23 protein-coding genes and 1 pseudogene are annotated in these 25,609 nt (G+C 55.2%); 20 read left to right on the plus strand and 4 right to left on the minus strand.

Going from position 1 to position 25,609, the window contains the following annotated elements; all coding sequences use genetic code 11:
• Positions 1-87: 87 nt before the first annotated feature.
• The 11 genes and pseudogenes from EDM60_RS14585 to EDM60_RS14635 all read left to right on the plus strand — a co-directional run bounded on the left by EDM60_RS14585 (position 88) and on the right by EDM60_RS14635 (position 11,432).
• Entirely contained in the window at positions 88-990 is a 903-nt protein-coding gene (locus EDM60_RS14585; protein WP_122964620.1) for a hypothetical protein, read from the plus strand.
• A gap of 73 nt (positions 991-1,063) precedes the next feature.
• Positions 1,064-2,554 carry a sensor histidine kinase gene (locus tag EDM60_RS14590; RefSeq protein WP_122964621.1) on the plus strand — a complete coding sequence of 497 codons (1,491 nt, stop codon included), beginning with the start codon at positions 1,064-1,066 and terminating at the stop codon, positions 2,552-2,554.
• Complete coding sequence (locus tag EDM60_RS14595) at positions 2,532-3,233, plus strand: response regulator transcription factor (protein WP_122964622.1); 702 nt, start codon at positions 2,532-2,534, stop codon at positions 3,231-3,233. Before EDM60_RS14590 ends, EDM60_RS14595 begins: the two co-directional genes overlap by 23 nt.
• Before the next feature lie 55 nt (positions 3,234-3,288).
• Positions 3,289-3,789: a hypothetical protein gene (locus EDM60_RS14600; RefSeq protein WP_122964623.1), complete on the plus strand. Its 501-nt coding sequence runs from the start codon at positions 3,289-3,291 to the stop codon at positions 3,787-3,789.
• A 30-nt stretch (positions 3,790-3,819) separates the two neighbouring features.
• A complete protein-coding gene (locus EDM60_RS14605) occupies positions 3,820-4,938 on the plus strand; it encodes a beta-ketoacyl-ACP synthase III (RefSeq protein WP_267901850.1) in 1,119 nt (372 codons plus the stop codon).
• Positions 4,928-6,100, plus strand: coding sequence for an ATP-grasp domain-containing protein (locus tag EDM60_RS14610; RefSeq protein WP_122964624.1), 1,173 nt, complete (start codon positions 4,928-4,930; stop codon positions 6,098-6,100). Before EDM60_RS14605 ends, EDM60_RS14610 begins: the two co-directional genes overlap by 11 nt.
• Before the next feature lie 33 nt (positions 6,101-6,133).
• On the plus strand, positions 6,134-7,135 hold the full coding sequence (locus EDM60_RS14615) for an NAD-dependent epimerase/dehydratase family protein (RefSeq protein ID WP_122964625.1): 1,002 nt from the start codon (positions 6,134-6,136) through the stop codon (positions 7,133-7,135).
• Entirely contained in the window at positions 7,125-7,985 is an 861-nt protein-coding gene (locus EDM60_RS14620; RefSeq protein WP_122964626.1) for an MBL fold metallo-hydrolase, read from the plus strand. The genes EDM60_RS14615 and EDM60_RS14620 overlap by 11 nt, the downstream gene beginning before the upstream one ends.
• Positions 7,973-9,319 carry a F390 synthetase-related protein gene (locus EDM60_RS14625; RefSeq protein WP_122964627.1) on the plus strand — a complete coding sequence of 449 codons (1,347 nt, stop codon included), beginning with the start codon at positions 7,973-7,975 and terminating at the stop codon, positions 9,317-9,319. Before EDM60_RS14620 ends, EDM60_RS14625 begins: the two co-directional genes overlap by 13 nt.
• On the plus strand, positions 9,297-10,457 hold the full coding sequence (locus EDM60_RS14630) for a GNAT family N-acetyltransferase (protein WP_122964628.1): 1,161 nt from the start codon (positions 9,297-9,299) through the stop codon (positions 10,455-10,457). Before EDM60_RS14625 ends, EDM60_RS14630 begins: the two co-directional genes overlap by 23 nt.
• 91 nt (positions 10,458-10,548) lie before the next feature.
• Positions 10,549-11,432 (plus strand): annotated as a pseudogene (locus EDM60_RS14635) (DMT family transporter).
• On the opposite strand, the gene EDM60_RS14640 reads toward EDM60_RS14635, so the two are convergent.
• Together EDM60_RS14640 and EDM60_RS14645 are read right to left on the minus strand one after the other, a co-directional pair.
• On the minus strand, positions 11,429-12,136 hold the full coding sequence (locus EDM60_RS14640) for an ArsR/SmtB family transcription factor (RefSeq protein ID WP_122964629.1): 708 nt from the start codon (positions 12,134-12,136) through the stop codon (positions 11,429-11,431). The pseudogene EDM60_RS14635 and the gene EDM60_RS14640 sit on opposite strands and share 4 nt — an antisense overlap.
• A 136-nt stretch (positions 12,137-12,272) precedes the next feature.
• Entirely contained in the window at positions 12,273-13,271 is a 999-nt protein-coding gene (locus EDM60_RS14645; RefSeq protein WP_122964630.1) for a M23 family metallopeptidase, read from the minus strand.
• Positions 13,272-13,466: 195 nt separating this feature from the next.
• Here EDM60_RS14645 and EDM60_RS14650 point away from each other — a divergent pair, with 195 nt between their 5' ends.
• Together EDM60_RS14650 and EDM60_RS14655 are read left to right on the plus strand one after the other, a co-directional pair.
• Complete coding sequence (locus EDM60_RS14650) at positions 13,467-14,189, plus strand: response regulator transcription factor (RefSeq protein WP_122964631.1); 723 nt, start codon at positions 13,467-13,469, stop codon at positions 14,187-14,189.
• A complete protein-coding gene (locus EDM60_RS14655) occupies positions 14,179-15,963 on the plus strand; it encodes a sensor histidine kinase (RefSeq protein WP_122964632.1) in 1,785 nt (594 codons plus the stop codon). Before EDM60_RS14650 ends, EDM60_RS14655 begins: the two co-directional genes overlap by 11 nt.
• Positions 15,964-15,977: 14 nt before the next feature.
• Here EDM60_RS14655 and EDM60_RS14660 read toward each other — a convergent pair whose 3' ends face one another.
• Positions 15,978-17,735, minus strand: coding sequence for a methyl-accepting chemotaxis protein (locus EDM60_RS14660; protein WP_122964633.1), 1,758 nt, complete (start codon positions 17,733-17,735; stop codon positions 15,978-15,980).
• Positions 17,736-18,065: 330 nt separating this feature from the next.
• Between EDM60_RS14660 and lplA the strand changes: the two genes are divergently transcribed.
• The 7 genes from lplA to EDM60_RS14695 all read left to right on the plus strand — a co-directional run bounded on the left by lplA (position 18,066) and on the right by EDM60_RS14695 (position 24,482).
• Complete coding sequence (gene lplA / locus EDM60_RS14665; protein ID WP_122964634.1) at positions 18,066-19,058, plus strand: lipoate--protein ligase; 993 nt, start codon at positions 18,066-18,068, stop codon at positions 19,056-19,058.
• A gap of 180 nt (positions 19,059-19,238) precedes the next feature.
• Positions 19,239-20,111, plus strand: a complete 873-nt coding sequence (locus tag EDM60_RS14670; protein WP_122964752.1) for an aminoglycoside 6-adenylyltransferase — start codon at positions 19,239-19,241, stop codon at positions 20,109-20,111.
• 316 nt (positions 20,112-20,427) lie between these two features.
• Entirely contained in the window at positions 20,428-21,375 is a 948-nt protein-coding gene (locus EDM60_RS14675) for an ABC transporter substrate-binding protein (protein ID WP_122964635.1), read from the plus strand.
• A gap of 223 nt (positions 21,376-21,598) precedes the next feature.
• Entirely contained in the window at positions 21,599-21,970 is a 372-nt protein-coding gene (locus EDM60_RS14680; RefSeq protein WP_122964636.1) for an ArsR/SmtB family transcription factor, read from the plus strand.
• 2 nt (positions 21,971-21,972) lie between these two features.
• Positions 21,973-22,488 (plus strand): SRPBCC domain-containing protein, encoded by a 516-nt coding sequence (locus EDM60_RS14685; RefSeq protein WP_122964637.1) that lies wholly within the window; start codon positions 21,973-21,975, stop codon positions 22,486-22,488.
• Positions 22,489-22,621: 133 nt separating this feature from the next.
• Positions 22,622-23,152, plus strand: coding sequence for an RNA polymerase sigma factor (locus EDM60_RS14690; RefSeq protein ID WP_122964638.1), 531 nt, complete (start codon positions 22,622-22,624; stop codon positions 23,150-23,152).
• Positions 23,136-24,482 (plus strand): penicillin-binding transpeptidase domain-containing protein, encoded by a 1,347-nt coding sequence (locus EDM60_RS14695; protein ID WP_122964639.1) that lies wholly within the window; start codon positions 23,136-23,138, stop codon positions 24,480-24,482. The genes EDM60_RS14690 and EDM60_RS14695 overlap by 17 nt, the downstream gene beginning before the upstream one ends.
• Positions 24,483-24,600: 118 nt before the next feature.
• Here the strand turns inward: EDM60_RS14695 and EDM60_RS14700 are convergent, their stop codons facing one another.
• Positions 24,601-25,572 (minus strand): DMT family transporter, encoded by a 972-nt coding sequence (locus tag EDM60_RS14700; protein WP_122964640.1) that lies wholly within the window; start codon positions 25,570-25,572, stop codon positions 24,601-24,603.
• Between the last annotated feature and the right edge of the window lie 37 nt (positions 25,573-25,609).

Consider the following 25,609-nt stretch of genomic DNA (forward strand, 5'->3'; position numbering starts at 1 on the left):
TCGTTTAGAACGCGTTTAGGCTTCCGCTTTATCATCGCTAGTAGAGAAAGTGAGGCTGCTTTCTACACGAAACTGGAGGGATGACTGGTGCGAAAAAAATGGCTGGCGGTGGCATTGGCGGTCGGAATCGGCGGGGTAGCGACGTGGGGGATGAGCGTTTCGGCGCAAGCGGACAACGGCGCACTGGAGTCGTACACATCGGCGTTAAAGCAGACGAAAGAAGCAGGGAGCTTGACTGCGCACGCTCACCTGGAGTTGACAGACAACCAGACGAAGCTTTTTGCAGTCGACGGGGTGGCCAAAGTCGATCATGAGCAAAAGCTGGGCAGCGTGGATGGCACGTATGTCGATGCGAACGGCGAAGGAAGCTTTCAAGCATTTCGCGAGCCGACTCAAATGGTTTTTAAAAAAGGGGATCGCGATCTGTATCGCGTCATGGAGGCAATGGATTGGCAACAACAACAGCCTGAGCAGGATCAGCACGCTATGAGCAGCGCCATGATCGAGCAGGTGCACAAAACATTGTTCGGAAGCATGGAGAAATGGACGACGATGGAAAACTTGCCGGATGGCGGGAAACGAGTATCCTTGAAGCTCGACGAGGAGCAAATGCCTGTGTTCGCCAAAATGCTAGGCCCGATCATGTACGCGAAAATCGTTGAACGCAGCCAGGAAGCGAGGGCGGGTGAAGCCGAAAAAGGACTCGCGCTGAAGCTGCCCGCTTTGCAGGAAGACGTGCATCTGGAGCAAGTCGTGCTGAACGCGACGATCAACGAGCAAAACCAGATCGAGCAGCAAACAGCCAAGGTGGAGCTGGTCGGGACGGACGCTTCCGGCGTCGTGCATACTTTGCAACTGACTGTGGACGTCCGCTTGTCGGATTTGGCAGCGACCACTCCCGAGCGCGTGGATTTGACGGGGAAACAAGTGGAGAAAGTGACTCGCGAAGAGATGCGCAGCCACTGGGCAAAAGGCGGCTGGCGGCACTAAGGCAGGGGCGTGCGTCTTTTGCCAGGCGCTGTAGTATAATGACAGCAATTATGCGCATCGGAGGAGAGGAACCATGTCAATCAAAACGAGGCTTTGGTTGTCTTATATCGCCATGATCGTCGTTCCGGTGGTCTGTTTTGGACTGGTCGCCTCGACTCTGGTGGCGGTTTTTTGGGGAGAGTCATTCCCGCGCGAAAAAGCACCGGGGAAACCGCTGTTTCGGCAAAACATGGACAGACGAGACGAGCTGTTTGCAGGAGTGGCGTTTTTGGCGCAGCACGATGCGGAGCGGTTGCTGGACAATGAGCTGCTGACCGAAACGGATGAGCAACTACGCCCGTTTGGCGGAGCATTCATATTGGCGAAAGAGGGAGCGGTGCTGTTCGCTTCTTCTTCCCTGGCTCAGGCCGATTTGCCGAAATACATGCAGTCCGCTGCGGCTGAAGAACGCCCGCGCCAGTGGCCGCCATGGGAAAGCAGCAGACATGTCGCCAGGACGTATGCGTTTTCCTTCGCCGACAAGAGTCAGGGCACTCTTTATTTTCTGGCTGACGACAGCTCCTTGTTTTCGTCGGGAATCTCTTTCTTTGCGCTCATGATCGTCAGCTTCCTCGTCATTATCGGGCTGACGAACGGGATTTTGACGTATTTGGTGTCCAAGAGCATCATCCGTCCGCTGTACGCGCTCAAACAGGCGGCTCACGAGATCAAGGAGGGCCATCTGGAGCGGCCTGTACAACTCGGGCGAAAAGATGAGCTGGGCGAGCTGGGCGAGGCTTTTGAGGAGATGCGCGTCCGGTTGTACGACTCGATTCGCATGCAGCTACAATACGAGGAAAGCCGCAAAGAGCTGATTGCGAGCATCTCGCACGATTTGAAGACGCCGATTACCGGAATCAAGGCGTGCGTGGAGGCTGTGCTGGACGGAATTGCCGATACGCAGCCGAAACGGGAGAAATACATGCGGATGATCGCCAGCAAATCCGCGCAAATGGATCGGCTCATCGACGAGCTGCTTTTGTACTCGCGGCTGGACTTGAACCGTCTGCCTTTTCATCTGGAGCCGGTCAATATTCGGGCCTACCTGACCGATTGGGTGCAGGCGCTGCGTCTGGAGCCTGGTATGTCTGACGTACGGCTGAACGTGGCGGGAACAGAGGGCGGCCCGCTTGCCGTCATGGCAGATCGGGAAAAGCTGCATCGGGTGCTGATGAACATGATCGACAACAGCATGAAATACATGGACAAACCACTGAAACAAATCGACGTGCGAGTGGAGCGGACAGCAGACGAAGTTATTGTGACGATTGCCGACAATGGAGCGGGTATTGCGGAGGAAGCGATGCCGCACATTTTTGACCGCTTTTACCGGGCGGACCCTGCGCGCAACACGACAACGGGCGGCAGCGGACTGGGACTTGCGATCGTCAAGCAATTGGTAGAAGGGCACGGAGGACGCGTCTGGGCGCGCAGCGAGGTCGGCAGCGGAACGGACATCTGTTTTTCCTTGCCGCTGCAAAAAGGGACGGAAGGTGGAGCGGATGAAGCACATATTGATCGTTGAGGACGACACGGTAATCGCAGAGGTGGAAAAAGACTACCTGGAAGCAAACGGCTATACAGTCGAGGTCGCCCATTCGGGAGAGGTCGGCTTGCAAAAAGCGCTGACAGAGCCATACGATCTGATCATTCTCGACTTGATGCTGCCTGTGGTAGACGGCTTTGCCATTTTGCGCGAGGTGCGTGAAGCGAAAAACATCCCGATCCTGCTCGTCTCCGCCAAAAAAGAGGACATCGACAAGATCCGCGGCTTGGGGCTGGGCGCGGATGATCATATTAGCAAACCGTTCAGCCTGGGCGAACTGGTGGCGAGAGTAAAAGCGCACCTGGCCCGCTACGACCGCCTCGTTTCCGATGGTTCCCAGAGCCAGCGAGCGCCGCAGGACGAAATTCGCATGCGTGGCTTGCGGATCGACAAGCTCGCCCGCAAGGTGTACGTCCGTGGACAAGAAGTTGCCTTTACGTCGAAAGAATATGAGCTGCTGCTGTTTTTGGCGACGCATCCGAACTGGGTGTTCAGCAAAAACGATTTGTTCGAGAAAATTTGGGGACTGGATTCCCTTGGCGATATTGCTACCGTGACCGTGCACATCAGCAAGCTGCGCGAAAAAATCGAGATCGACCCGACGAAGCCGCAGTATATCGAAACGGTTTGGGGAGTCGGGTACCGTTTTCAACTGTAGGTGTAGCTATCTATGTAGCTGCGGCGGCTCACAGAGGCTCAAAAGAGGTGAAAGCATGTACAAGCTGGGCATGAAAGGGAAGAAGTGGCTGCTGCTCCTGCATTTGCTCTTTTCAGCGATTATGCTGGGCGGAGCGGTCCTGTTTCTCGTTTTGAGCATCGTGGCGGCGAATACGGACGATGCCGGGGTATTTGCCGCCTGTTACACCGCGATGCACACCTTGGCGAAAACAAGCGTGCGCGCGTCGACCATCGGCACGATCGTCACAGGTGTGCTGCTTTCCGTCTGGACGCATTGGGGGCTGTTTCGCTATTACTGGCTCATCGCCAAAGAAGTGCTGACGCTCGTCACGATCCTGCTCGGTCCCGTCGCCATGTACGTCTGGACGTTGCCAGCGGTCAGCCTGGCCTGGGCGCAAGGGTTGGAAGCGATGGGCAATCCCGCGTTTATCGTCAACAGCGAAAAGCTCTGGATCGGGATTGTCTTGCAGCTGCTTTCGCTGATTCTGTTGTTTCTTTTGTCGGTGTTCAAGCCGTGGGGGAAACGAAAAAGCTGAACATACGTCTTTGTAACAGTAGACTATCTTTTGCGTAGGCGAAAGGTAGTCTTTTTTGCGTATGCCCTCCACAAGCTGCCATTCTTTTGCGTAAAATGGGTGTCAGTGACAGCATACAGTGTGAGAGACAGACAATCGAGGGAGAACCAGACCATGGAGAGAAGAGTAAAATTGCTGGGCACGGGAAAATACTTGCCCGCGCGAGTCGTGACAGCGGCAGAGCTGGATGAACAGCTCGGGCTGGCTACAGGATGGACCGAAAAAAAATCCGGGGTTCGGATTCGCCATTATGTTACAACGGAAACAGCCGCGCAGATGGGGGCGATTGCCGCCAAACGAGCGGCGGAAGCGGCAGGAGTCTCGTTGCAGGAGCTTGACTGCATCGTCTGTGCGAGCGGAACGGCGCAGCAAGAAATTCCGTGCACAGCGGCCTTGATCCAGGAAGAGCTGGGGCTTTCCCGTACCGGGATTCCTTGCTTTGATATCAATTCGACTTGCCTGAGCTTCGTGACTGCGCTCGACGTCATGTCTTGCGCGATGGCTGCGGGTGTATACAAGCGCGTGCTGATCGTCTCGACGGAGATCGCTTCGATGGGACTGAACTGGAAGCAAAAAGAAAGCTGCGTGCTGTTTGGCGATGGAGCGGCAGCGGTCGTCGTGGGGCAGACACCGGAAGGCGAGTCGTCCCGCATTATAAGCTCAGCGATGCAAACCTACAGCGAAGGGGCGCACTATTCGGAAATTCGCGGCGGCGGAACGATGGTGCACCCGCGCCACTATGCGAACGGACACGAGGATGACTTCGCTTTTGACATGGACGGACGCAAAATTTTTCGCTTGACCTCGCAGTTGATTACCGGCTTTGTCGACAGCTTGCTCGCGAAAGCGTCCGTGAGCAAAAAGCAGCTGCAGGCCGTCATTCCCCACCAGGCGAGCGGGATGGCGCTGCGCATCATGAGAACGAAGCTCGGCTTTATGGAGCAGCAAATGGTCGATATCATGGCGGACCACGGCAACGTCATTGCCGCTTCGATCCCGATGGCTTTGCACGAGGCGATCAGCCAGAAGCGTGTAGCGAGGGGAGATTGCCTGCTTTTGCTCGGTACTTCCGCCGGGTTGTCGCTCGGAGGGATTGTGCTTGAATACTGAGCGGACGGTCCTTTTGACAGGAGGGAGGGCACCTGCCACGCTGGAGTTGGCCCGGCTGTTTCACGCGGGCGGACACCGCGTCGTTGCAGCGGAAAGCGCGGGGCGGCACCTGTGCGCTCATTCGCGCTATGTAGCCCGCTCCTATCGCGTTCCGCCACCCCGGACGAAGACGGATGCCTATATCGCCGAGCTGTGCCAGATCATGCAAAAGGAGCGCGTCGACCTGCTCGTTCCGACTTGCGAGGAAATTTTTTACGTCGCGCACGGCCGCGAGCGGTTGCTGGCATATGGCGCCGTGCTGGTGGAGCCGCTTCCTGTGCTGCGCGCTTTGCATGACAAATGGCTGTTTCAGGAACAGGCACAGGCAGCAGGGGCGAAAGTTCCGCATACGATTCGGGTGGAATCTGCGCACGAGCGGGACGAAGCGATTCGCCAAGCGAGTGGCCCGATCGTGCTGAAGCCTGTCTACTCCCGCTTCGCCGCCCATGTCCAGATCATCCGCGATCTGTCCAGGGTGGAGTTGTCCAGGCTTCCTGTCCCGTCTGCCGCTCAGCCGTGGCTCGTCCAGCAGTTCATTGCAGGACGCCAGCTGTGCAGCTACGCGGTCGCCCATGAAGGAGAGCTTGCGCTGTACGCGGACTATGAGACGGTGCACACGGCCGGGCAAGGGGCGACGATTCATTTTGCCTCTGCCGGACATGGCGGAGTATACGATTTTGTCACGCGGTTTGTCCGCAGGCACAAGTTCAACGGGCAGATCGCTTTTGACCTGATCGAGAGCGATGCAGGCGAACTGTATGTGCTCGAATGCAATCCGCGGCTGACGAGCGGGATTCATCTGTTTGCGGAGCAACAGGTGGCGGATGCCTTTTTTGCAGGTGGAAAAGAGGTGCTCGTGCCAGAGACAGGACGATCCTATATGCTTGGCCTTGCCATGCTGAGCTACGGACTGGCAAATGTCAAGGGCTGGTCGGGCTGGAAAAGGTGGGCGCGCGACCTGTCCGGCGCGCGGGATGTGCTCTTTCGCCTGGACGATCTGCGCCCGTTTTTTGACCAGTTTGCCATGCTCGGCGATCTGGCCTGGCAAAGCGTGAGCACGAGAACAAGCATGCTCGCATGCAGTACGAGCGATATCGAATGGAACGGGGAAGTGCCGCGCTGAGCGGGTTTCTTTGGAAAGGATGGGAGAAGGCACATGAAAAAACGTGTGCTCGTCACAGGAGGAACGGGTTTTCTCGGACAAAAGCTGGTGCAGCGGCTGCATGAGCAAGGCCACGAGGTGACTGCGCTGGGACGGGATGAGGGCATCGGGCGGCAGCTGCGAGAGCAGGGCATCCGTTTTGTCCGTACAGATATTAGAGACAGGGAGGCGGTAGCAGACGCATGCCGCAGTCAGGAGATCGTCTATCACGTTGCCGCGTTTTCCTCGCCGTGGGGAAGGTTTCGCGACATGTACGAGACGAACGTGAGCGGAACCGTCCATGTCATTGCTGGATGCGACAAGCACGGGATTGAGCGGCTGGTGCACGTGTCCAGTCCGAGCATTTACTTTGCGTTTGCCGATGCGTATGGCATCCGGGAAGATGCGCCGCTGCCAGAACGTTTTGCCAACGTGTATGCGCAAACGAAGCATTTGGCCGAACTGGAAGTGGACAAGGCGCATCGGCAGGGGCTGCCGACGATTACGCTGCGCCCGCGCGCCTTGTTCGGGCCGGGCGACAATGCGATTTTGCCCAGACTGATTCGCGCCAACGAACAAAAATACGTGCCGCTGATTGGGGGCGGAAAAGCGCTCATCGATTTGACTTACGTGGACAATGTCGTGGATGCGCTCGTGCTGTGCATGGATTCACCTGCAAGCACATTCGGCCGAGCCTACAACATTACAAACGGGGAGGCTGTCACGCTGATCGACGTACTGACGGATGTGTTCCGGCGACTGGACATGCCGCTGCGAGCGAAAGAGGTGCCGTACTGGCAAGCGTACGGAGCGGCCTGGGTGCTGGAGCTGTTGTCCCGCACCGTGCTCGGCTACCGCGAGCCGATCCTGACCCGTTATTCCGTCGGGGTACTCGCCAAGTCGCAGACGCTCGATATTACGAAAGCGCGGCAGGAGCTTGGGTACGAGCCGCGCGTGAGCATAGCGCAAGGGATTGAAACTTTTACGGCATGGTGGAGGGCAGAACATGGACGTTAAATTGACGTGGCTGGACACTGGCTACTGCCGACAGCTGGAACTGTTCTCGCGCAAAGGCGGCAGGGTGAAAATGATTCGCTTTCACGCGCTTGCCGGGCTGATCGAGCACCCGCAGCACGGCATTTGGCTGTTTGATACAGGCTACTCGCCGCGGTTTTTCCAGGCGACCCAATCGTTTCCGTACTCGCTTTACGCCAGCTTGACGCCTGTCGTGACAGCGCCTGAGCAAAGCGTGCTGGCCCAGCTCAACCAGCGGGGGATCGCGGCAGATGAGGTAAAAGGCATTTTGCTCTCCCATTTTCATGCGGATCACATCGGCGGATTGCGCGATTTTCCCAAAGCGCGCCTGTACTGCTACGAGAGCGCCTATCTGCATATCAAGGACAAGACAGGGCTGGCTGCTGTGCGCGAGGCGTACTTGCCTGATTTAATGCCTGCCGATTTTGCCGAACGCGTGACATTTGTGGATCGGCTGGCCCCGGTTGAGCTGCCAGCGCGGTACGCGCCGTATGCAAAAGGATACGATCTGTTTGGCGACCAGAGCGCTTGGGTGGTCGATCTGCCCGGGCATGCACAAGGCCAGTTTGGCGTGTTTGTGCGTGACCGCGATCACGGCGAACTGTTTTTGTGCGCGGATGCCGCCTGGTCGAGCGAGGCGTACCGCCGCTTTTTGCTGCCGCATCCGCTTGCCAGGCTGATCATGTCCGACCGCAAGGCATACCGCGACGAGCTGCACAAGCTGCATGTCCTGTCGCGCAATCGAGCAGACGACTTGCGGATCATGCCGACGCATTGCAGCGAAGTGTGGGAGACGACGAAAGAGGGCGGGGATTTTTCATGGAGATCATGACGCTGCTTGCGCAGTACGTGCGGACGAAGTGGCTCGCCCGGCGCTTTTCCACGCGAGAACAGCTGGAAAAATGGCAAGATCGCCAGGTCAAGGCGCTGCTGAACCGGATACTGCCTGTGTCGCCGTTTTACTTGAAAAGAATGGGCGCTTTGTCCAAGGCAGAGTGGAGGAAGCTCGCGCCGATTGACAAAAAGCTGATGATGGAGCATTTTGACGAGCTGAATACGCGGCGCATCGCCAAAGAAGAGGCGTTCCGTCTGGCGCTGCAGGCGGAGAACACGCGCGATTTTACGCCACAGCTCAAAGGAGTCACGGTCGGCTTGTCGTCCGGCACCTCCGGCAATCGCGGGCTGTTTCTCGTCGGGCCAAAAGAGCAGGCCAAATGGGCCGGGACGATTATGGCCAAAATGCTGCCCGGGCCGCTCTGGTCTGAGCAACGGATCGCCTTTTTCCTGCGGGCGAACAGCAATTTGTACACAGCCGTAGACAGACGGCGTATTCAGTTTGCTTTTTTTGATCTGCAAAATTCGTTAGCAGAGCACGTCGAGCGGCTGAATCGTTATCAGCCGACTGTGCTGGTCGCCCCGGCATCGATGTTGCGCATGCTGGCAACAGCCAAGCAGCAAGGAGCACTGCGGGTATCGCCGATCAAAGTCATTTCGGTCGCGGAAGTGCTCGACCCGCTTGATCAGGCGTACATCCAGGACAGCTTCGCTCAGCTCGTTCATCAAGTGTACCAGTGCACGGAAGGGCTTCTGGCTGTCACGTGCGAGCACGGCACTTTGCACGTAAACGAAGATATCGTCGTGATGGAAAAAGAGTATCTCGATGAGCAGAAGGAGCGGTTTTTCCCGATTTTGACCGACTTTTCCCGCGAGACGCAGCCGATTATCCGCTACCGCCTGAACGACATTTTGACGGAGCGGCGCACGCCGTGTCCATGCGGCTCCGTGTTCATGGCACTGGAAGCGATAGAAGGGCGCTCGGACGATCTGTTTTGGTTCCGGCATGGGCATGAAAACGAGGAGCGCTGGATTTCCATCTTCCCGGATTTCATCCGGCGGGCTGTGATGGTGGCATCCGCGAAGATCGAGGAATACACGGTTCGCCAGCTTGGTGCAGAGCAGGTGGAAGTCGCGCTGTTGGTAAACGGGCAGCACTCCGAGCAAGAGGTGCAGGAAGAGGTGCGGCAAAGTCTCGCGGCTGTCATTCGCTCCTATGGCGCTGTCGTGCCCGCGATCCATTTTGTGCCGTACCAGCCTCATTCGGGCGCTAAAAAATTGCGGCGCGTAGAGAGGGTGTTTGCTTTCGATGAGCAAAAAGGACGAGATTAGGCTGTATGAGCCTGACGAGCTTTTGGCGCTGGACTGGACGCAGCTTGCAGATGGCGACTACGCCCGCGACTATTTGACGACACTCGCGACAGATTCTCCTGAGCGCCACATCCAAAACGTGCAAACAAAGCTGCTGGGCCTGCGCGCAGGAGGGCGTCTCGTGCCCGTGACGGTGAATGAGCAGGAGTACACCAATTCGTATGTTTGTTCACCGTACACCCATTTTGTCACTTACGCCCGCGAAGAGCTGGACATGCTCGATTCCATGCTGTGGAAAAGGCTGCTCGCGCCTGTGCTGGCCGCGCTTGGCTTATGGATGAAGGCAAGCCGCTGCAACCGGATCGCGATTGTGAACAACTGGCTGTTGTCCACGAATTTGTACCACGACTGGACGGCGCAGGAAGCGCGGGAAATCACACACTTTTGCGCGAAAAAGCTGCCGCGGCACATCATCGCGTTCCGCTCCGTTTGCCAGAAGCTGAGTCCCGAGCTGTACAAAGGGCTGAAGGATGCAGGCTGCCTGATGGTCCCGAGCCGCTACGTGTACTTGTTTCACCCGGAGTGGCCAGGCAAAGGGACGTGGCGGGTGCGCAATACGCTGTCCCGCGATCGGAAAATGCTGGAGAAGTCCGGCTACCGGGTGCTTTGGCACGATGAGCTGGAAGCAGGGCAGGCGGGGCGGATCGTCGAGCTGTACAACGCTCTGTACCTGGACAAATACTCCCGGCTAAACCCTCAGTTTACGGAGGACTTTATCAGGCTTGCGATGCGCAAGCGGACACTCACGCTGATCGGACTGGAAAAGGACGGGCGGCTGGACGGCATACTCGGTTATTTCGTCCGCAACGGCGTGATGACGACTCCTTTGTTTGGCTACGATACCAGACTGCCGAAAGAGACTGGGTTGTACCGGATGCTGTCGAGTCTTTTGGTGCAGGAGGCACAGCGGCGAAGCCTTTTGCTGCACCAGAGCGCGGGAGTCGGGGCGTTCAAGGCAGACAGGGGGGCCGTCGGGGAGACGGAATACACGGCTGTGTACGTCAAGCACCTGCCTGTTTATCGGCGGTGGATTTGGCAGACGCTTGCCGTATTGCTTGAGCGAATCGGGATCAAATTGGTGGAAAAATACGAGTTGTAGTGCCTTTTCATACACACTTCGACGCGGATCGTAACTTCTTCCCGTTACACTGAAAAGCAGCGAAGCATTTGCTTGAAGGGGGAAGGATTACATGAATCGGCTCTTGTTCGGAACATTGGTCGTAGTCACGACTTCACTCATGGGTTCATCGTTTGCGGTGGGAAAAATCGGCTTGGCTTACTTTTCGCCGCTGCTGCTTGTCGGTTTGCGCTTCACACTCGCCGGGCTGCTCATGGCTCTGTGGGTGTGGAAAAAGCCGCTGCCCCGCTCGGGAACGGAGTGGGCGAAGATCGGCCTGATCGGATTTTTGCAGACGGCGGCGGTCATGGGCTGTATTTTTTGAGCTTGCGAACGATTACTGCCGGGGAATCGTCGATTTTGACCTTCATGAATCCGCTTCTGGTCGTCATCTGGGGAACGTTGTTTCTGGGAGTGGCCTACCGTTTTTCCCAGTGGCTCGGGGTGCTGATCGGCCTTGCCGGCGTATTTTTGACACTTGGCTCGCATCTGCAATGGGAGACGGGAACGCTGTTCGGAATCGGCTCGGCCCTCGCTTGGTCGATCGCGACGATTTTGGTCAAGCGCTGGGGCGTGCAGTTTCATGTCTGGGTGCTGACGGCCTACCAGATGCTGTGCGGCGGAATTTTGCTCCTGATCATGGGCGTGACGCTGGAGACGCCCAAGCTGATCATTGCGCCGGAGTCGATCTTCATCGTGCTCTGGCTGGCGATCATGGCGTCCATCGTGCAGTTTGCCACCTGGTTTTACTTGCTCAGCCACGGTGATCCTGGACGCACCAGCGCTTTTTTGTTTCTCGCCCCGTTTTTTGGCGTGCTGTCCGGCTGGCTGTTGCTCGGGGAGGTTGTGTTGTGGAACGTATACGCCGGAGGTTGCCTGATTTTTGCCGGAATTTTTCTCGTCAACTGGACGTTTGCGCCCCGGAAGCAGCGCGAAGAGTCGGGAAAGCTCGCCTAGACGCGTTCTTTTTCGCCTGTGACGTCAAGGCCGAACTCCGCGATGAACCCGCTCGTGCCTTTTGGTGTGACGCGTACGGCACGTCCGCCGGGGATTCGTTCGATCCAGCCCAGTTCAAACAAGCGGTTGGTGAGCGAAGCCCCCAGGCTGCCAGCGAGATGGTGGCGACGCTCGCTCCAGTCCAGGCATTGACGGGCGAACCGCCGTCTGCTTTTCGGGCTGCTCTCGACCTCGACGCCGAGTGACCGCAGCTTGCTTTTTCCGGCTTCGTTCAGGACAAAATCTTGTCCGGATGCCTCGATCATGCCGAGCGCGATCAGCTTTTGCGTCAAGGCGACGCCGACTTCTCCGGCGAGGTGATCGTAGCACGTACGCGCATAGCGGATCGCCCGCATCTGATCGGACTCGCGCAAGGAGCGAACGGGCTGGGGAGCAGAAATGGTCAAAAGCGCCTCCAGCGCATGGGCCACCTCGGGGCTCGCCAACCGATAGTAGCGATGTCTGCCATGCGATTCGCTAGTCAAAAGTCCGCCTTCGACGAGCTTTCCCAGATGCGTGCTGGCTGTTTGCGGCGTCACTTTGGCGCTTTGCGCCAGCTCGCTCGCAGGGAGCGCTTTTCCTCCGAGCAGGCTGACCAGCATCATCACACGGGATGGTTCGCCGATCAGGGAGGCAAGCTCGGCGATATTCGGACTGGTACTCATCTCGATCCACCTGCTTTCACATTGATAGTTCGATCATAAACGAAATGTATGTGTGAAGACAAGAAAAAGTCCGTCACTTGAGCCGGGACAAGGCCAAGAGCGGACTTTTTCATTAGGTGCTTTCGTTCGGGGGGCGCTAGTTGCCAGCTTTTACGGTTTCGCCCTGACGCGGGTTCAGCCCGCCCTCCCATTGCACGCGGATCGACTTGCTCAAGAACAAGTCTTTGCCGTCGGAAACTTGGTAGTGCAGATGCGGCTCGCTGGAATTGCCGGAGTTGCCGCACAAGCCGAGCAAATCGCCTTTTTTCACCCGATCACCGACCTTCACTTTTGCCGAGCCTTGCTTCAAGTGGGCGAGATAGCTGAACTCGCCGTTTCCATGATCGATGACGACCACGTTTCCGGCAGGCTGCTTGTCGTTCATGATGCCGACAGGAACGTTGTCGGGAATATCGCTCACGACATGCACGACTGTTCCGTCCTGCGGCGCGAGAATTTCTTGCCCGAAGGCGTAGTAGCTTTCGTTTTTCGTGGCATCTCCGGAGTAGGAGTAGCCGTCCTTGATTTTGATGATGTCGTAGGCATAGCGCTGGGTCGGTATCGCGTAATGGTAGTTCGACAACACATCCTGCCCGCCCCAGAACACGTACCAGTCGCCCTTGAACGGCGCCTGATAGGAAAGCTTCGTCAAGGTGTTGTCCGTAGCCGGGAAGGTTTCCAGCGGCTTGACCAGCAGGGTGGTAATCGTCCCTTTCGAGTCCGTAACAGCGGTAAGGGCGAACTTCCCGTCCTGATCCAGCCAGGTGTCGTAAAAGTTGTCGCCGTTCAAACGAAGCTGCGAATGGTGCTTCCATTCTTTTATCGTCGCGTTCAACTGTTGAAACGTGTTTTCAAAATCGGTTTTGGAGATGCTTTGCTTGAAATCGGCGCTGGTCTGATCGTAGACGGCAGCGGCTTTTCCGGCAAGGAGAGCTTGCCCGAGCTGTTCAGCTTTGATTGGCTTTGCCGCCGATTGTTCTGCCGCGCCCTGCGCTGTTCCAGCTTGAGTGGGCGGCTTCCCGAGGTATTGCGTAGCGGTTCCGCAACCGACCAGCAGCATGGCGTACGCTCCTAACAGCAGTGAGACTTTCTTCATGTTCTGTTTCCATCCTCTCGCGTCTTGGTTGCCTCCATTATAAAAAGCTACTCTTATCCACAAAGAAACGGAAACTTACGCCCGACTTAAATCGGACAGGCAAAATTATGATTCCGTTAAGGTAGCTTGAAAAGCTGCGGGCGCAAGGGACATGGTAAAATGAGGGATGAAGCTAGAAAAAGGAGCGGATGCAAGGTGAAGGATGCCGCTATTCTTCTTGTGGACGACGAGCAGGCGATCCTCCAGTTGCTGGAGACGGTGCTGCGCAAAGAAGGATTCGAAACGATCGACAAGGCCAAAACAGCGGAAGAGGCACTGGCTGCTTGCGAGAAAAAAGCCTACGACCTGATCGTCCTTGACGTGACGCTCCCGCAGATGAGCGGAATCGACGCATGTCCGTTCATCCGCAGACTGACGGAAGCGCCGATCTTGTTTTTGAGTGCGAGAAATACGGACTTCGACAAGCTGACGGGCTTTGCCGTGGGCGGAGACGATTATGTGACGAAGCCGTTTAACCCGATGGAAATTGTCGCCCGCATTCGGGCGTTGCTGCGCCGTTCGCGCAAATTGCAGCCTGTGGATGCCAGCGCGGTCAACGGCGTTTTTGATTTCGGACGCTTCCAGGTGCACGAAATCGCCGGAGAGCTGTATGTGGAAGGCAAGCTGGTCGCGTGCCCATCGCTCGTGTTTCAGTTGCTGTTGTTTCTGTGCAAAAATCCGAATCGCATTTTTGCCAAAAGTGAGCTGTATGAGCGGGTGTGGGGAGAACACAGCATCCGCGACGACAATACGATCATGGTGCACATTCATCGGATTCGCGAGCGAATCGAGCCTGATCCGGCGCAACCGGAATATTTGGTGAACGTGCGCGGGCTGGGCTACAAGCTGGTGAAGAAAGGGCTGCCGCATGAACTTTAAAAATCGGCTGGCGATCCGGCTGATCTCCTGGCTGGTGATTGTCGGGTTGTTGCTATCGATCCTGGGTGGCGTGGCGCTTTTCTGGATCATCGATCGCATGACGCAGATTGAAGCGAACCGCCAGTTTGAAAATGCCGGGCTGTACCAGTTGATTCAAACGCTTGAATCACGCGACGGGCAGCTTTACTTTGATCCGCAACTGCTGGAGCTGATTCGCGAGAGCGGGGGCTGGCTGCAACGCCTAGATGAATCGGGAAAAGTCACCGATTCGTTTTTCACGCCCGATGACGTGCCGCACGCGTATGGGCCGGGAGAGCTTACCGCTTATTGGCTGGGAAAAAGTCCGTTTCCGTACCAGCTGTTTTTGTGGATACAGGAGAAAGATGGCGTCCGGCACACGCTGGTGTACGGAGTAGGCAAAAAGCAGGAACAGTTTTTAAAGCTGCTCATCGACAGTTCTACGGTGACAGGCGCCGAGATTGCAGTTGATGCCGACTTGGCGGACAGAGTGAGAAGCGAGGGCGCCTGGCTGCAATTGCTCGATGAAAAAGGCAACGAGCTGGCTTCTTTCAACAAGCCGCCGGAAGCGATTCACGACTTTTCGCTGCAAGAGTTGGCTTTGCGCTCCGTGTATCCGGATCGGTACGGAACGAAGCTCGTTTCCTACTACGACAAGGAAAAGCGGCAAACGTGGGTGTTGAGCACCCCGCTTGCAGGCATGAAGCCTGGGCAAAAGCCGCTGCTGGAACCGGAGATTCAAGTTTTGCTCGTTGGCTTAGGCTCGCTTTTGGCTGGCTCGATGCTGGTCATTCTGGTTGTGGCGTACTGGCTGGGACAACGCTTTGGCGCCCCGATCGTCCACATGATGAAATGGCTGACCCACCTGCGCAGGGGGCGCTATGCCGAGCCTGCGGGCGCAAACGGAATGGCGCGAAGCATGGACAAGCGCGGACGGCGAAAGCGCAACTACCGCGTGTATCAGGACGTCATGGATTCGCTGGATTCCTTGTCGCAATCGCTGCACCGCAACGAGAAGCTGAGGGAGGAAACCGAGCGCATCCGCGACGAATGGATCGCCGGAGTATCCCACGATTTGAAAACGCCGCTGTCCTCGATCAAAGGGTACGCGCACTTGCTGGGAAATGAGGCGTACAACTGGAGTGCAGAGGAGACGCGTTCGTTTGCGGAAATCATTTTGGACAAGTCCGCTTACCTCGATGAGTTGATCAATGACTTGACGCTTACGTATCGATTGCGAAACGGACAAGAAGCTCCGGCTGTCGAGCTTGTGGAGTTGAACAGCTACACGGGAGAGGTAGTCAGGGAAGTAGCGAACCATCCTGCGTACGCGGCGGGCGCGATCCGTTTTAATGCAGCGGATCAGACGGCGATATACATCTATGTGTACAAGCCTTGGTTTCAGCGAATTGTGGAAAATCTGGTCGCCAACGCCTTGCTGCATAACGAAGCGGGCACGACTGTCACAATCGGGTTTCGTAAAAGCGGATCGTCCACGGTTCAGCTGACTTTTGCCGACAATGGAAAAGGAATGGACGAGGAAACGGCGGAGCGCTTGTTCGAGAGGTACTTCCGCGGTACGGATACCGAAACCCGTGGAGAGGGCTCGGGCCTCGGCATGGCCGTCACGAAAGCGTTGGTGGAAGCGTTGGGCGGCTCGATTGAGGTCGAGACTGCCAAAGGGCAAGGAACTGTCATTGCTATCACCTGGAAAACAACGCAACCGCCAAGCCTGGAAAAACAAGCTGGCGGCTGAACGTAAGCATAAAACTAAACTTTGAACTGTTTGACCAAATCCTGCAATTCTTCCGCCATCTCGGACAGGGCAGCAGCAGAGGAAGAGATTTCTTCCATCGAGGCAAGCTGTTCTTCGGCAGCGGCGGAAACGTTTTGCGTGCCAAACGCGGTCGATTCTGCTGTTTTGGCGATGGTTTCGATGGCATACACGACTTGCGCAGAGCCTTCCGACATGAGATGGGTCGCGTTGGACACTTCCTGGATTTGACTGGCGACTTCTTGCGTACCGGACAAAATGCCGTGGAACGCTTTGCCTGCGTCATTCACCACTTCGATTCCGGCCGACACTTCGGAAGTCGTCGATTCCATCGCCAGAACGGCGCTGTTCGTGTCGATCTGAATGGCAGCGATCAAATCTTTGATCTGCTGGGTCGACTTGGCAGACTGCTCCGCGAGAATCCGCACTTCATTGGCGACGACGGCAAAGCCGCGTCCGTGTTCACCCGCACGCGCAGCCTCAATAGCCGCATTCAATGCGAGCAGGTTGGTTTGCTCCGCGATGGAAGTGATCACTTCGACGATTTTGCTGATCTCGGCTGAACGGTCGCCGAGCAGCTTGATCGATTCGGCCAAGCCGCTTACGGTGGTGCTGATCGAGTTCATCTGCGCGATGGCAGTCTCAATCGCCTGGTTTCCGCTGGTTACGGTTTTGGCGGCTGTCTCTACAGTGCGCGTCGCCAGCCCGGTATTGTCTACAATGTCTTGCATCCGAGCCGACATTTCATTGATCGTTTCGGATGTGGCATCGACCGTTTTCGCCTGGTCTTCTGTTCCTACCGCCATATCCTGCATGGTGACGGCGATTTGCTCGGTGGCTCTGCTCGTCTGCTCCGCGCTTGCGGTCAACTGTTCAGAGGTGGAAGCGACTTGCTCCGAGCCGAGGCGCACACGCGAAATCAACTGGCGCAAATTGTCGGTCATGAGTGCGAAGTCATCGGCCAACTGACCGAGTTCATCCCGGTTTTTGATCTCGATTTTTTCTCCGGTAAGGTCGCCTTCTGCTACTTGTTTTGCTCGCGTTGCCATTTGCACAATCGGTTTGGAAATATGACCGGAATAAATCCAGGAAACTACGAAGCCGATTAGCAGGAAAATGCCGAGGGTAATCAAAAGATCGTACAATACTTTGTTGGCGGGACCGTCAAAGTCTTCCATGTAGCTGCTCGCGCTTACGATCCAGCCCCAGTGCGGATCAGCTTTGGAGTAGGCTACTTTCGGATACATCACATCAGGTTCGTTTGGCTTGGTCCACTGGTAGTACGTAAACCCGCCGCCATTCAAGCCCTGCTTGATTATTTCCTGGGTAAAGTACACGCCGTCAGGACCTTTTTTGTCCCATTGGTTTTGCCCTTCGATGGAAGGAGAGGCGAGCATGATTCCTTGTTGATCGACTACGAACATGTAGCCGCTTGCACCGGAATCAATATTGGGGTTGATGGGGCGTTTGCCGTCCGCTTGCCTGGGGCCAAGAATATGCTCCTTTACTTGCTCTTGCGCATCTTCTTTGCTGAGTTTGCCGGCATCGACCTGTTTTTGCAGGGCGTCGATCATTTCGATCGTCAAATGCACGTTGTTTTTCAGGATGCGCGAACCCAAGTCGCTCATTCCGGCGCTGGCGGAATTGTAGCCTTGAAAACCGATGACTAAGCTGGGGATTGCCAGTAACAGCAAACACATCATCACGAGCTTCGTGCGCAAGGAAACGAACTTGGCTTGCTTGGCTGCTTTCATAAATGAACACCTCGCTGCTTCAAAAGATTTCGGACATGAAGGAAACACCAAGATGATCACCACAGGCTGACGCTTTTTTGTTGTGGATTCACAGCAGGGGAAACCGATCCATCTGGAGTTTTACTACGATGCTTATGACTTTTATCGACAGAAGTAAAGCACTGTTTTAGTCTGTTCTGGCGTATTTTCCAAAAGTTTTTGGAACGTTTTGGGTCTGGCGTTGAAAGGATTGCAGCTTCTGGAAATGATAGGGAAAGCAACTGCGGTGTTTGCCAGCGACTCATGGTATGATAGAAAGGATGTAAATCCAATCGGGATGGAGGCAGCGTGATGAAATTCATAGATAACCAGGGAATTACGGACCCTCGCATGAATCTGGCTATTGAGGAATACGCATTGAAAAATTTGCCTGCAAGTGACGACTATTTGCTGTTTTACATAAACGAACCATCGATCATCATCGGAAAAAACCAGAATACGATTGAAGAGATCAACTCTGCCTATGTGGAGGAGAACCATATCCACGTCGTGCGCAGGCTGTCTGGCGGCGGGGCCGTCTACCACGACCTCGGCAACCTGAACTTCAGCTTCATCACGAACGATGACGGCCAATCGTTTCACAACTTTCGCAAATTTACCGAGCCGGTTGTGCAGGCGCTGAAAAAGCTCGGCGTCGAAGCCGAACTGACCGGGCGCAACGACATCCAGGTCGGAGAGCGGAAAATTTCTGGCAATGCGCAGTATTCGACCAAAGGCCGGATGTTCAGCCACGGTACTCTCTTGTTTGATTCGGAAATGGAAAACGTCGTCTCGGCACTGAAAGTAAACGCCGAGAAAATCCAGTCCAAAGGGATCAAATCGATCCGCAGTCGAGTGGCGAATATCTCGGAATTTTTGCCGGAAAGCATGACGATTGCAGAGTTTCGCCTGGCGATTCTCCACTCGATTTTCGGAGAGGGAGAAGTGGAAGAGTACAAGCTGACCGCCGAAGACTGGGACAAGATTCACGAGCTGTCCAAAGCCCGCTACCAAAGCTGGGACTGGAACTACGGAAAATCGCCGAAGAGCAACTATCGCCAATCCAAGCGATTCGAAAACGTCGGCAGCATCGAAGTGCAACTGGATATCGAAAAAGGAAAAATCAAGGACGCCAAAATATACGGCGATTTCTTCGGCGTGAGAGACGTGGCGGAGCTGGAAGCGCTGCTGCGCGACACGCCGTACGACCGTCCATCTGTCACCGAGCGGATCGCTCTGGTCAACTTGCAGGAGTTTTTCGGCAATCTCGACCGGGAGTCGTTCGTGTCGCTGTTGATCGTGTAACACGCTCATCGTCTCACTCAGATTCGCGGCCCGCCCGCCAGACTTTGTTTTTTGCGGAAGGCAAGTCAAAAAACAAATCGGACGTGACAGTTTCGCCGACCGCCCGCAAGCGGCTGTATTCGCATCCGCATGAAGGAAAATGGCGAGGCAGTTGTCACGCAAAAAGGGTGGTTGCAGACGATGAGAACAGAACGTGAAATGATGGCGCTGGTACTCGATTTTGCGCGGGCAGACGAACGGATTCGCGCAGTGACACTGGAAGGCTCGCGGACCAATCCGCGCGCTCCCAAGGACATGTTTCAAGATTACGACATCAGCTTTCTCGTCACCGATATGCAGTCGTTTCTCGACGAGCCGACATGGATTGATCGATTCGGCGAGAGAATCATTTTGCAAACCCCAGAAGCGATGAGCATGTTTCCGCCAGAGCTGGGCGAGCGCTTTTCCTACCTGATGCTGTTTGCCGACGGGAACCGGATCGACTTGACCTTGATCCCGCTTGAGGAAAAGGACGCGTATTGCCAGGAGGACAAGCTATTGGTCGTGCTGCTCGACAAGGATCAATGCTTGCCGCACGTACCTGCGCCGACGGATGAAGACTACTGGGTGAAACGCCCTTCTGCCGCATTCTTCCGCGACTGCTGCAACGAGTTTTGGTGGGTGTCGACGTATGTGGCAAAAGGCTTGTGGCGAAAAGAAATTTTGTTTGCCATCGAGCATCTGGATCGGTACGTGCGACCGATGCTGCTGAAAATGATCGAGTGGCGGGTGGGCATTCAAACCGATTTTTCCGTGAGCATCGGGAAGAGCGGCAAATATTTGGAAGCACACTTGTCTGCCGAACGCTGGCAAAAGCTTTTGTCCACTTATCCGGGCGGCAGCTACGAAGGCGTCTGGACGGCACTGTTCGCGATGGGCGAGCTGTTCCGCGAAGTCGCGGGGGAGGTAGCAGACGCTTTCGGCTACGAGTACCCGCACGACGATGACGAGCGCGTGACGAGCTACTTGCATCGTGTTTCACAGCTTGCTCCTGATGCCAAACAAATTTTTTGACCGCGATCACCATCGCCACGCATGAAAAGACGGCGAAACGCCTGACAGGTGCTGTCCAGGTTTGACCGCCAAACGTGCGCTGAGCCAGGGCGAAAAGCGCAAGCTCGTACCGCATAGAGTGGCTTTTTGAAAGGAAAAAGAGGCTGTTCCCAAAGTCGAAAGACAATGGGACAGCCTTTTTTATATTCACGACATAAATAAAAACCATTGACATAAGCGTTCGAATATGTGATTATCTACTCTGTCGCTGATAATGAGAATTATTATCAGAAAACTATTTCACACAAAACACCAAGTGGCAAGGAGAAAAGAGCGTATGAAAAAAGGAACACGAATCGTACTGGCCTGCTTGATTGCAGCAGTCACAGCTGTTTTTGCCGGTTGTGGAAGCAACCAAACGGCACCGGAGGCGGACAAGAAGCCTGCGACGCGCGTAGTCAAGCATTTGATGGGGGAAGTGACGATTCCGGCAGAGCCAAAACGGATTGCCGACGTATCGGGAGCAGCCGAGGAGCTGCTGATTTTGGGGCACAAGCCGATTGCTACGGCCAATACATACAAAACAAAAGTCATGTCCCACCTGACGGACAAGCTGCCAGACGTCAAACCTGTCGGCTGGATGTGGGATGACTCGATCAATATGGAGGCAGTGATCGAAGCGAAGCCAGACTTGATCATCATGAACAACCGTCAGCAAAAGCTGTACGAGCAAATGGCGAAAATCGCGCCGACCGTCGTGCTGGAAACTGACATGGACAAATGGCGCGACAAGTTCAAGGAAATCGGTCGCTTGTTCGGACAAGAAGAAGACGTGAACAAATGGCTGGCTGGCTACGACGAGAAGACGAAAGGAATGCGTGAGCAGCTCAAGCAAGCTTACGGCGATCAGTCCTTTATGTTCCTGGCTGTAACGCCGAAGCTGTTCCGCGTGTACGGCAACTACGGATATGCCGATATTTTGTTCACCGATCTCGGACTGAAGCCGGCAGAAGGCACACCTGCCGATAAAACGATGGAAATGATCGAGCTGGAAGGTTTGACGAAGTTCCAGCCTGACCATCTGTTCCTCGTCAATTTTGGCGGCAAGGCGGATGAAGTTTACGCGGAGCTGAAAAAGAGTCCGGTGTGGAAAAGCAACAAGGCCGTTCAACAAAACCATCTCTATGAAGTAACGAACGAAACATTCAATACAAAAGCGTTTGGCCCGCTCGGCAAGGAAATGCTGCTCGACGAGATTGGCGGCATGTTGCTGAAAAAGCAATAAGCGTACAAGCTGAGCTGGAAAAAGGATCGGGCTGTCGGGAACGCAAGCGTGACAGCAAGCAAGGCCGGAGAAAAACGAATTTTTTCCCGGTCTTTTTCTTTTTTTGAAACATTCTTTTGAAGGAATATTCCTTTTCGTGTATATTTAGGATAACAGAAAGATGACCACAATGATGAGATAGGAGACGGCAATCTGGAGGTCATCACGTAATGAGGTGAACAACATGTCAGGGGACATTCCGGACATGGGCATGACGACGCTTGGCGCTTTGGCTGAGCCGAATCGACTGAATATCGTGGAGCTTTTGCGCGAAGGTCCGCTAACTGTAGGCGAAATCGCCGAGCGGCTCGGGTTGCGTCAGCCCCAGGCTTCCAAGCATCTGAAGGTACTCAGCGAAAACGGCATCGTGGAAGTAAAGGCCGAAGCCAACCGTCGAATCTACAGACTCCGGCCAGAGCCATTTCAAGCGCTTGATGCCTGGGTGAAATCGTTCCAGCGAGTCATGGAGGAAAGGTACGACAACCTAGAGGATTACTTGCGGGAATTGCAGGGCCAAAATCGTCCTGAACAAATGCACGAAAACAAGGAGGAATAACCATGTCCAGAAATGCAATCGTTTCGCGAGTTGAGGGTGAGCGTGTCCTGGTGCTGGAGCGTATTTTCGACGCGCCGCGCGAGCTTGTGTTCCAAATGTTTAAAGAGCCAGAGCACCTGAAACGCTGGTGGGGGCCAAGAGGCTGGGAAGTTCCGGTTTGTCATATCGATTTTCGTCCGGAAGGCGTGTGGCACTACTGCATGAAATGTGTCGACCAAAATCAGGGCGAGTTTTACGGCATGGAATCGTGGGGCAAAGGCGTGTACGAGGAAATCGACGAGCCGAACCGGATTGTGTACACCGACTATTTCTCGGACGCCGAAGGAAATGCGAATGCGGAGATGCCATCGACCAGAGTCACGCTGGAATTTATTGACCAGGAAGGGCGGACGAAGCTGGTCAACCGCGCCGAGTACGTGTCGGCAGAGGCGCTCAAAACCGTTATGGACATGGGCATGCTGCAAGGCATCACCGAAACGTGGGATCGCCTGGAAGAGCGCCTGAACGAGCTAAAATAAGCACACAAAGGTCGCCTGGCTGCGAAGCTGGCGGCCTGTTTTTTTATTCCCGAACATTTTTTGGACAAAAACTGTAAGCAAATCGGATTTTTTCGTCTAATCCAATACAAAGCTGTAACAAAGGAGCGAAGCAATGGAGCCGGATGACAGAATCGAGCAATGGTTTCTCCGATACGGCAACGATGTGTACCAGTATCTGGCGTATTTTACGGGAAGAAGAGATGTGGAAGATTTGGTTCAGGAAGTGTTCACGAAGGCGCTCAAGGCTTTATCCGGTTACGAGGGCAGGGCGCAACCGCGGACGTGGCTGCTGTCCATCGCGCGTCACGCAGCGATTGACCATAGCCGCAAGCAAAAAATGATCGACTGGTTCCCGGAGACGGTCCTTGGATTTCTCCGCTCCAAAGAGCGCTCGCCCGAAAATGCCTTAGTGCTGAAAGAGCAGTTGCAAGAGGTTTACCACACGATGAACCAGCTCAAAAGAACGTATCGGGAAGTTTTGATCTTGCGCCTGATCGAAGGCATATCGACGGAAGAGACAGCCGAAATTTTGGGATGGAGCGAAGCAAAAGTCAGCACCACGCTGCATCGGGCAGTCAAAGCTCTGCAAAAACGCATGTCCAATAGCGGCAAGGAGGTTCATCTGCATGACGCCATCTTTTGAAGAAAAACAGGTTAGCAGTCTGCTGCAATCTTTTCCGACGCTCAGGATGGAGGAGGAAAAGCAACGCGAGGTGATCCAGCAGCTGCGACGTGAAAAAGAGCTGCTCAAAAAGCGGAGGGGGCGTGCTGCGTATCGCTACGTCATCGGAGGCGTAGCCGCATTATTGGGCATGCTGTGGTTCGCTTCGCCGTTTTTGCCATCCCCATCCACCCTGGCGCCTGCTCATTCAGGCGGCCAGAGCACGCAGGCAGCAAGGGCAGACGTCAACGGGCAGCCAGCAGAAGCAGGGAAAGAAGCTGCTGTGCTGACGATTGATGCGCAAATCCAGACTTCGATAGAGCAAACAATCGCGAAGACATTTGACGCTGTTCATCCGGAGCGAATGACGGTGATTGTCTCCGATCCGGGCACAGGCGAGATTTTGGCGATCGGCAGCCGAAGCAAAAACGGAGCGACGGACGATGCGGAACGTTTTGCCGCCGCAGGAAAAGCGCAGCCTAATCCTGGTGCAGCCTATCAGATCGTGACACTGGCGGCAGCGATTCAAGAGGGGAAGTTCGACCCTCGGGAGATATACGAGTCCGGTACATATAAAGGGATTCCCGGCGAACCGATCAAAGATTTCAACAACGGCATCGGCTGGGGGAAGATCACGTTTCTGGAAGGATTTCTGCGCTCATCCAACGTAGCATTTGCCAAGCTCGTCCACGAACGTTTGCACGGGGATACGTTGCTGGAATACTTCGAACGGTTCGGTTTCGGACGCGAAACAGGGATGGAGGCAGCGAATGAAGAGGCGGGGAAGCTGCCGAATATGGACGAACCGAGGAAGGCGGCATTGGCGGCAACGGGGCTGGGCGGTGCGGCAACTCCGCTTCAACAGATGGCGGCTGTGGGAGCCATCGCCAATGGCGGAAAGCTGATGCAGCCGCATCTGTACAAGCAGGCAGGTACGGACGAACACAATCGGTACATGGTTCGGCAGGTTGTCTCGGAAGAAACCGCCCGGAAGGTACGCGACATACTGGAATCGGTGGTTGCAGGCGAGCGTGGCTCAGGAATTGGACTTGGCTTGCCAAATGTTACGGTGGCAGCGAAGCACAGTGTAGTCGAGAAAACCGATCCGAAAGGGAAGGCACTTGACGGGAAATATACCGTTTCGGTGATCGGATTCGCGCCGAGTGACCAGCCAAAAGTTTTGGTCTATGTCGAAATCGATGAACCGCAAAGCGAGTTACCTGTAGTTGGCTGGAAAAAAGTCGTAGCTCCCCCCTTTCAGGAGGTGTTGGGCAACAGCTTGCAGCATGTGCAGCAATTGCAAAAGCGATGAACGGCGACAATGACTAGCCAGCGGGTGCAGTCTGAAAAAAGGATTCGTGAGGAACACGGCATGCTCCCGCGAATCCTTTTTTGTTTCCGGCAAGTTCGTTTGAGGCTGGGAACGGCAATCAGATACTCGGCACCCTGGCACGGTTCGCCTTTTGCTGTTTTTTCCGATATCCGAGCTGTTTGCGCTGAAAATGGTTGTTGCGGATAAGGGCAAAAATGACGAGCAAAGTGCCGTAAAACTCGAACATGCTGATTTCATAGCCTTGCATCGCCATCAAGGCGAACGTCGTGATCGGGACGAGATTGATGAACAAGATTCCATTGAGCGGAGTAAGCCGTTTGATCCCTTCGTTCCAGCTTAACAGGGCAACCAGTCCCGGTAAAAGCACCATAAAGGCCATCTCATATTTGATCGCAACCACACTCTCCCAGCTTGGCGCGGGCATCCACTGCAACAAAATAGCGGCCGCAATCACGCCAAAAGAAACGCACGTACCCAAGAGACACGTCAAGGTCGAGTAGCGCAGCGTCGACCAGCCAACGAAGCGCGCGCCGCCCATGGAGTAGACGACCCACCCGACAACGCCTGCGAAGATGAGCAGCAGCGGGAAAATTTGCTCGCTTGCCGTGATGAAAAATGCGAGGCTTCCGTTTGTGATGACCAAAAGCGCTCCGGCGAGAGCAATCGCGATGCTGGTGACGCTGTAAGCAGGCGGCAGCTTTTTCGTCTTGAGCGAGATCAGGACGATGGAGATCATCGGCATCAGCACTTCCATGATCGCCGCCGCAATCGTTCCCGTCTCTCCCATCAGCTTTTGCCCCATAAAAACACCCATGTTGTACACCGTAAAAGCCATCGTGCCGAAGAAGGTCAACGCGCCGCCGCGCCCCTCCAGACGAAAGGCGGACCGTCCTTCTTTTGCCAAAAGCAAGCCGCATAGCAGCATACTGACCAATAAATAGCGCAAAAACGCGAACGTAACCGGATCGATTTTTTGCAGGGCGATATGGGCGACAGGAAACATCGCTCCCCACGACGCGCTGGCAAGTGCGCATAACACGGTTCCTGCAAGGAGTGACTTGTTGTTCATGTGAAAACTCTTCCTTTCCATCTGAAGCATCTTCCAC

Source organism: Brevibacillus parabrevis (genome assembly GCF_003710905.1).
GTDB classification, from domain to species: domain Bacteria; phylum Bacillota; class Bacilli; order Brevibacillales; family Brevibacillaceae; genus Brevibacillus; species Brevibacillus parabrevis.

Excerpts from the sequence above, each read along its gene's own strand:
- EDM60_RS14695 (WP_122964639.1), top strand. The coding sequence starts at position 23,136 with ATGACGCCATCTTTTGAAGAAAAACAGGTTAGCAGTCTGCTGCAATCT.
- EDM60_RS14680 (WP_122964636.1), top strand. The coding sequence starts at position 21,599 with ATGTCAGGGGACATTCCGGACATGGGCATGACGACGCTTGGCGCTTTG.
- EDM60_RS14615 (WP_122964625.1), top strand. The coding sequence starts at position 6,134 with ATGAAAAAACGTGTGCTCGTCACAGGAGGAACGGGTTTTCTCGGACAA.
- EDM60_RS14625 (WP_122964627.1), top strand. The coding sequence starts at position 7,973 with ATGGAGATCATGACGCTGCTTGCGCAGTACGTGCGGACGAAGTGGCTC.
- lplA (WP_122964634.1), top strand. The coding sequence starts at position 18,066 with ATGAAATTCATAGATAACCAGGGAATTACGGACCCTCGCATGAATCTG.
- EDM60_RS14590 (WP_122964621.1), top strand. The coding sequence starts at position 1,064 with ATGTCAATCAAAACGAGGCTTTGGTTGTCTTATATCGCCATGATCGTC.
- EDM60_RS14645 (WP_122964630.1), bottom strand. The coding sequence starts at position 13,271 with ATGAAGAAAGTCTCACTGCTGTTAGGAGCGTACGCCATGCTGCTGGTC.
- EDM60_RS14660 (WP_122964633.1), bottom strand. The coding sequence starts at position 17,735 with ATGAAAGCAGCCAAGCAAGCCAAGTTCGTTTCCTTGCGCACGAAGCTC.
- EDM60_RS14690 (WP_122964638.1), top strand. The coding sequence starts at position 22,622 with ATGGAGCCGGATGACAGAATCGAGCAATGGTTTCTCCGATACGGCAAC.
- EDM60_RS14630 (WP_122964628.1), top strand. The coding sequence starts at position 9,297 with ATGAGCAAAAAGGACGAGATTAGGCTGTATGAGCCTGACGAGCTTTTG.
- EDM60_RS14685 (WP_122964637.1), top strand. The coding sequence starts at position 21,973 with ATGTCCAGAAATGCAATCGTTTCGCGAGTTGAGGGTGAGCGTGTCCTG.
- EDM60_RS14595 (WP_122964622.1), top strand. The coding sequence starts at position 2,532 with ATGAAGCACATATTGATCGTTGAGGACGACACGGTAATCGCAGAGGTG.
- EDM60_RS14670 (WP_122964752.1), top strand. The coding sequence starts at position 19,239 with ATGAGAACAGAACGTGAAATGATGGCGCTGGTACTCGATTTTGCGCGG.
- EDM60_RS14600 (WP_122964623.1), top strand. The coding sequence starts at position 3,289 with ATGTACAAGCTGGGCATGAAAGGGAAGAAGTGGCTGCTGCTCCTGCAT.
- EDM60_RS14640 (WP_122964629.1), bottom strand. The coding sequence starts at position 12,136 with ATGAGTACCAGTCCGAATATCGCCGAGCTTGCCTCCCTGATCGGCGAA.
- EDM60_RS14620 (WP_122964626.1), top strand. The coding sequence starts at position 7,125 with ATGGACGTTAAATTGACGTGGCTGGACACTGGCTACTGCCGACAGCTG.
- EDM60_RS14700 (WP_122964640.1), bottom strand. The coding sequence starts at position 25,572 with ATGAACAACAAGTCACTCCTTGCAGGAACCGTGTTATGCGCACTTGCC.
- EDM60_RS14675 (WP_122964635.1), top strand. The coding sequence starts at position 20,428 with ATGAAAAAAGGAACACGAATCGTACTGGCCTGCTTGATTGCAGCAGTC.
- EDM60_RS14655 (WP_122964632.1), top strand. The coding sequence starts at position 14,179 with ATGAACTTTAAAAATCGGCTGGCGATCCGGCTGATCTCCTGGCTGGTG.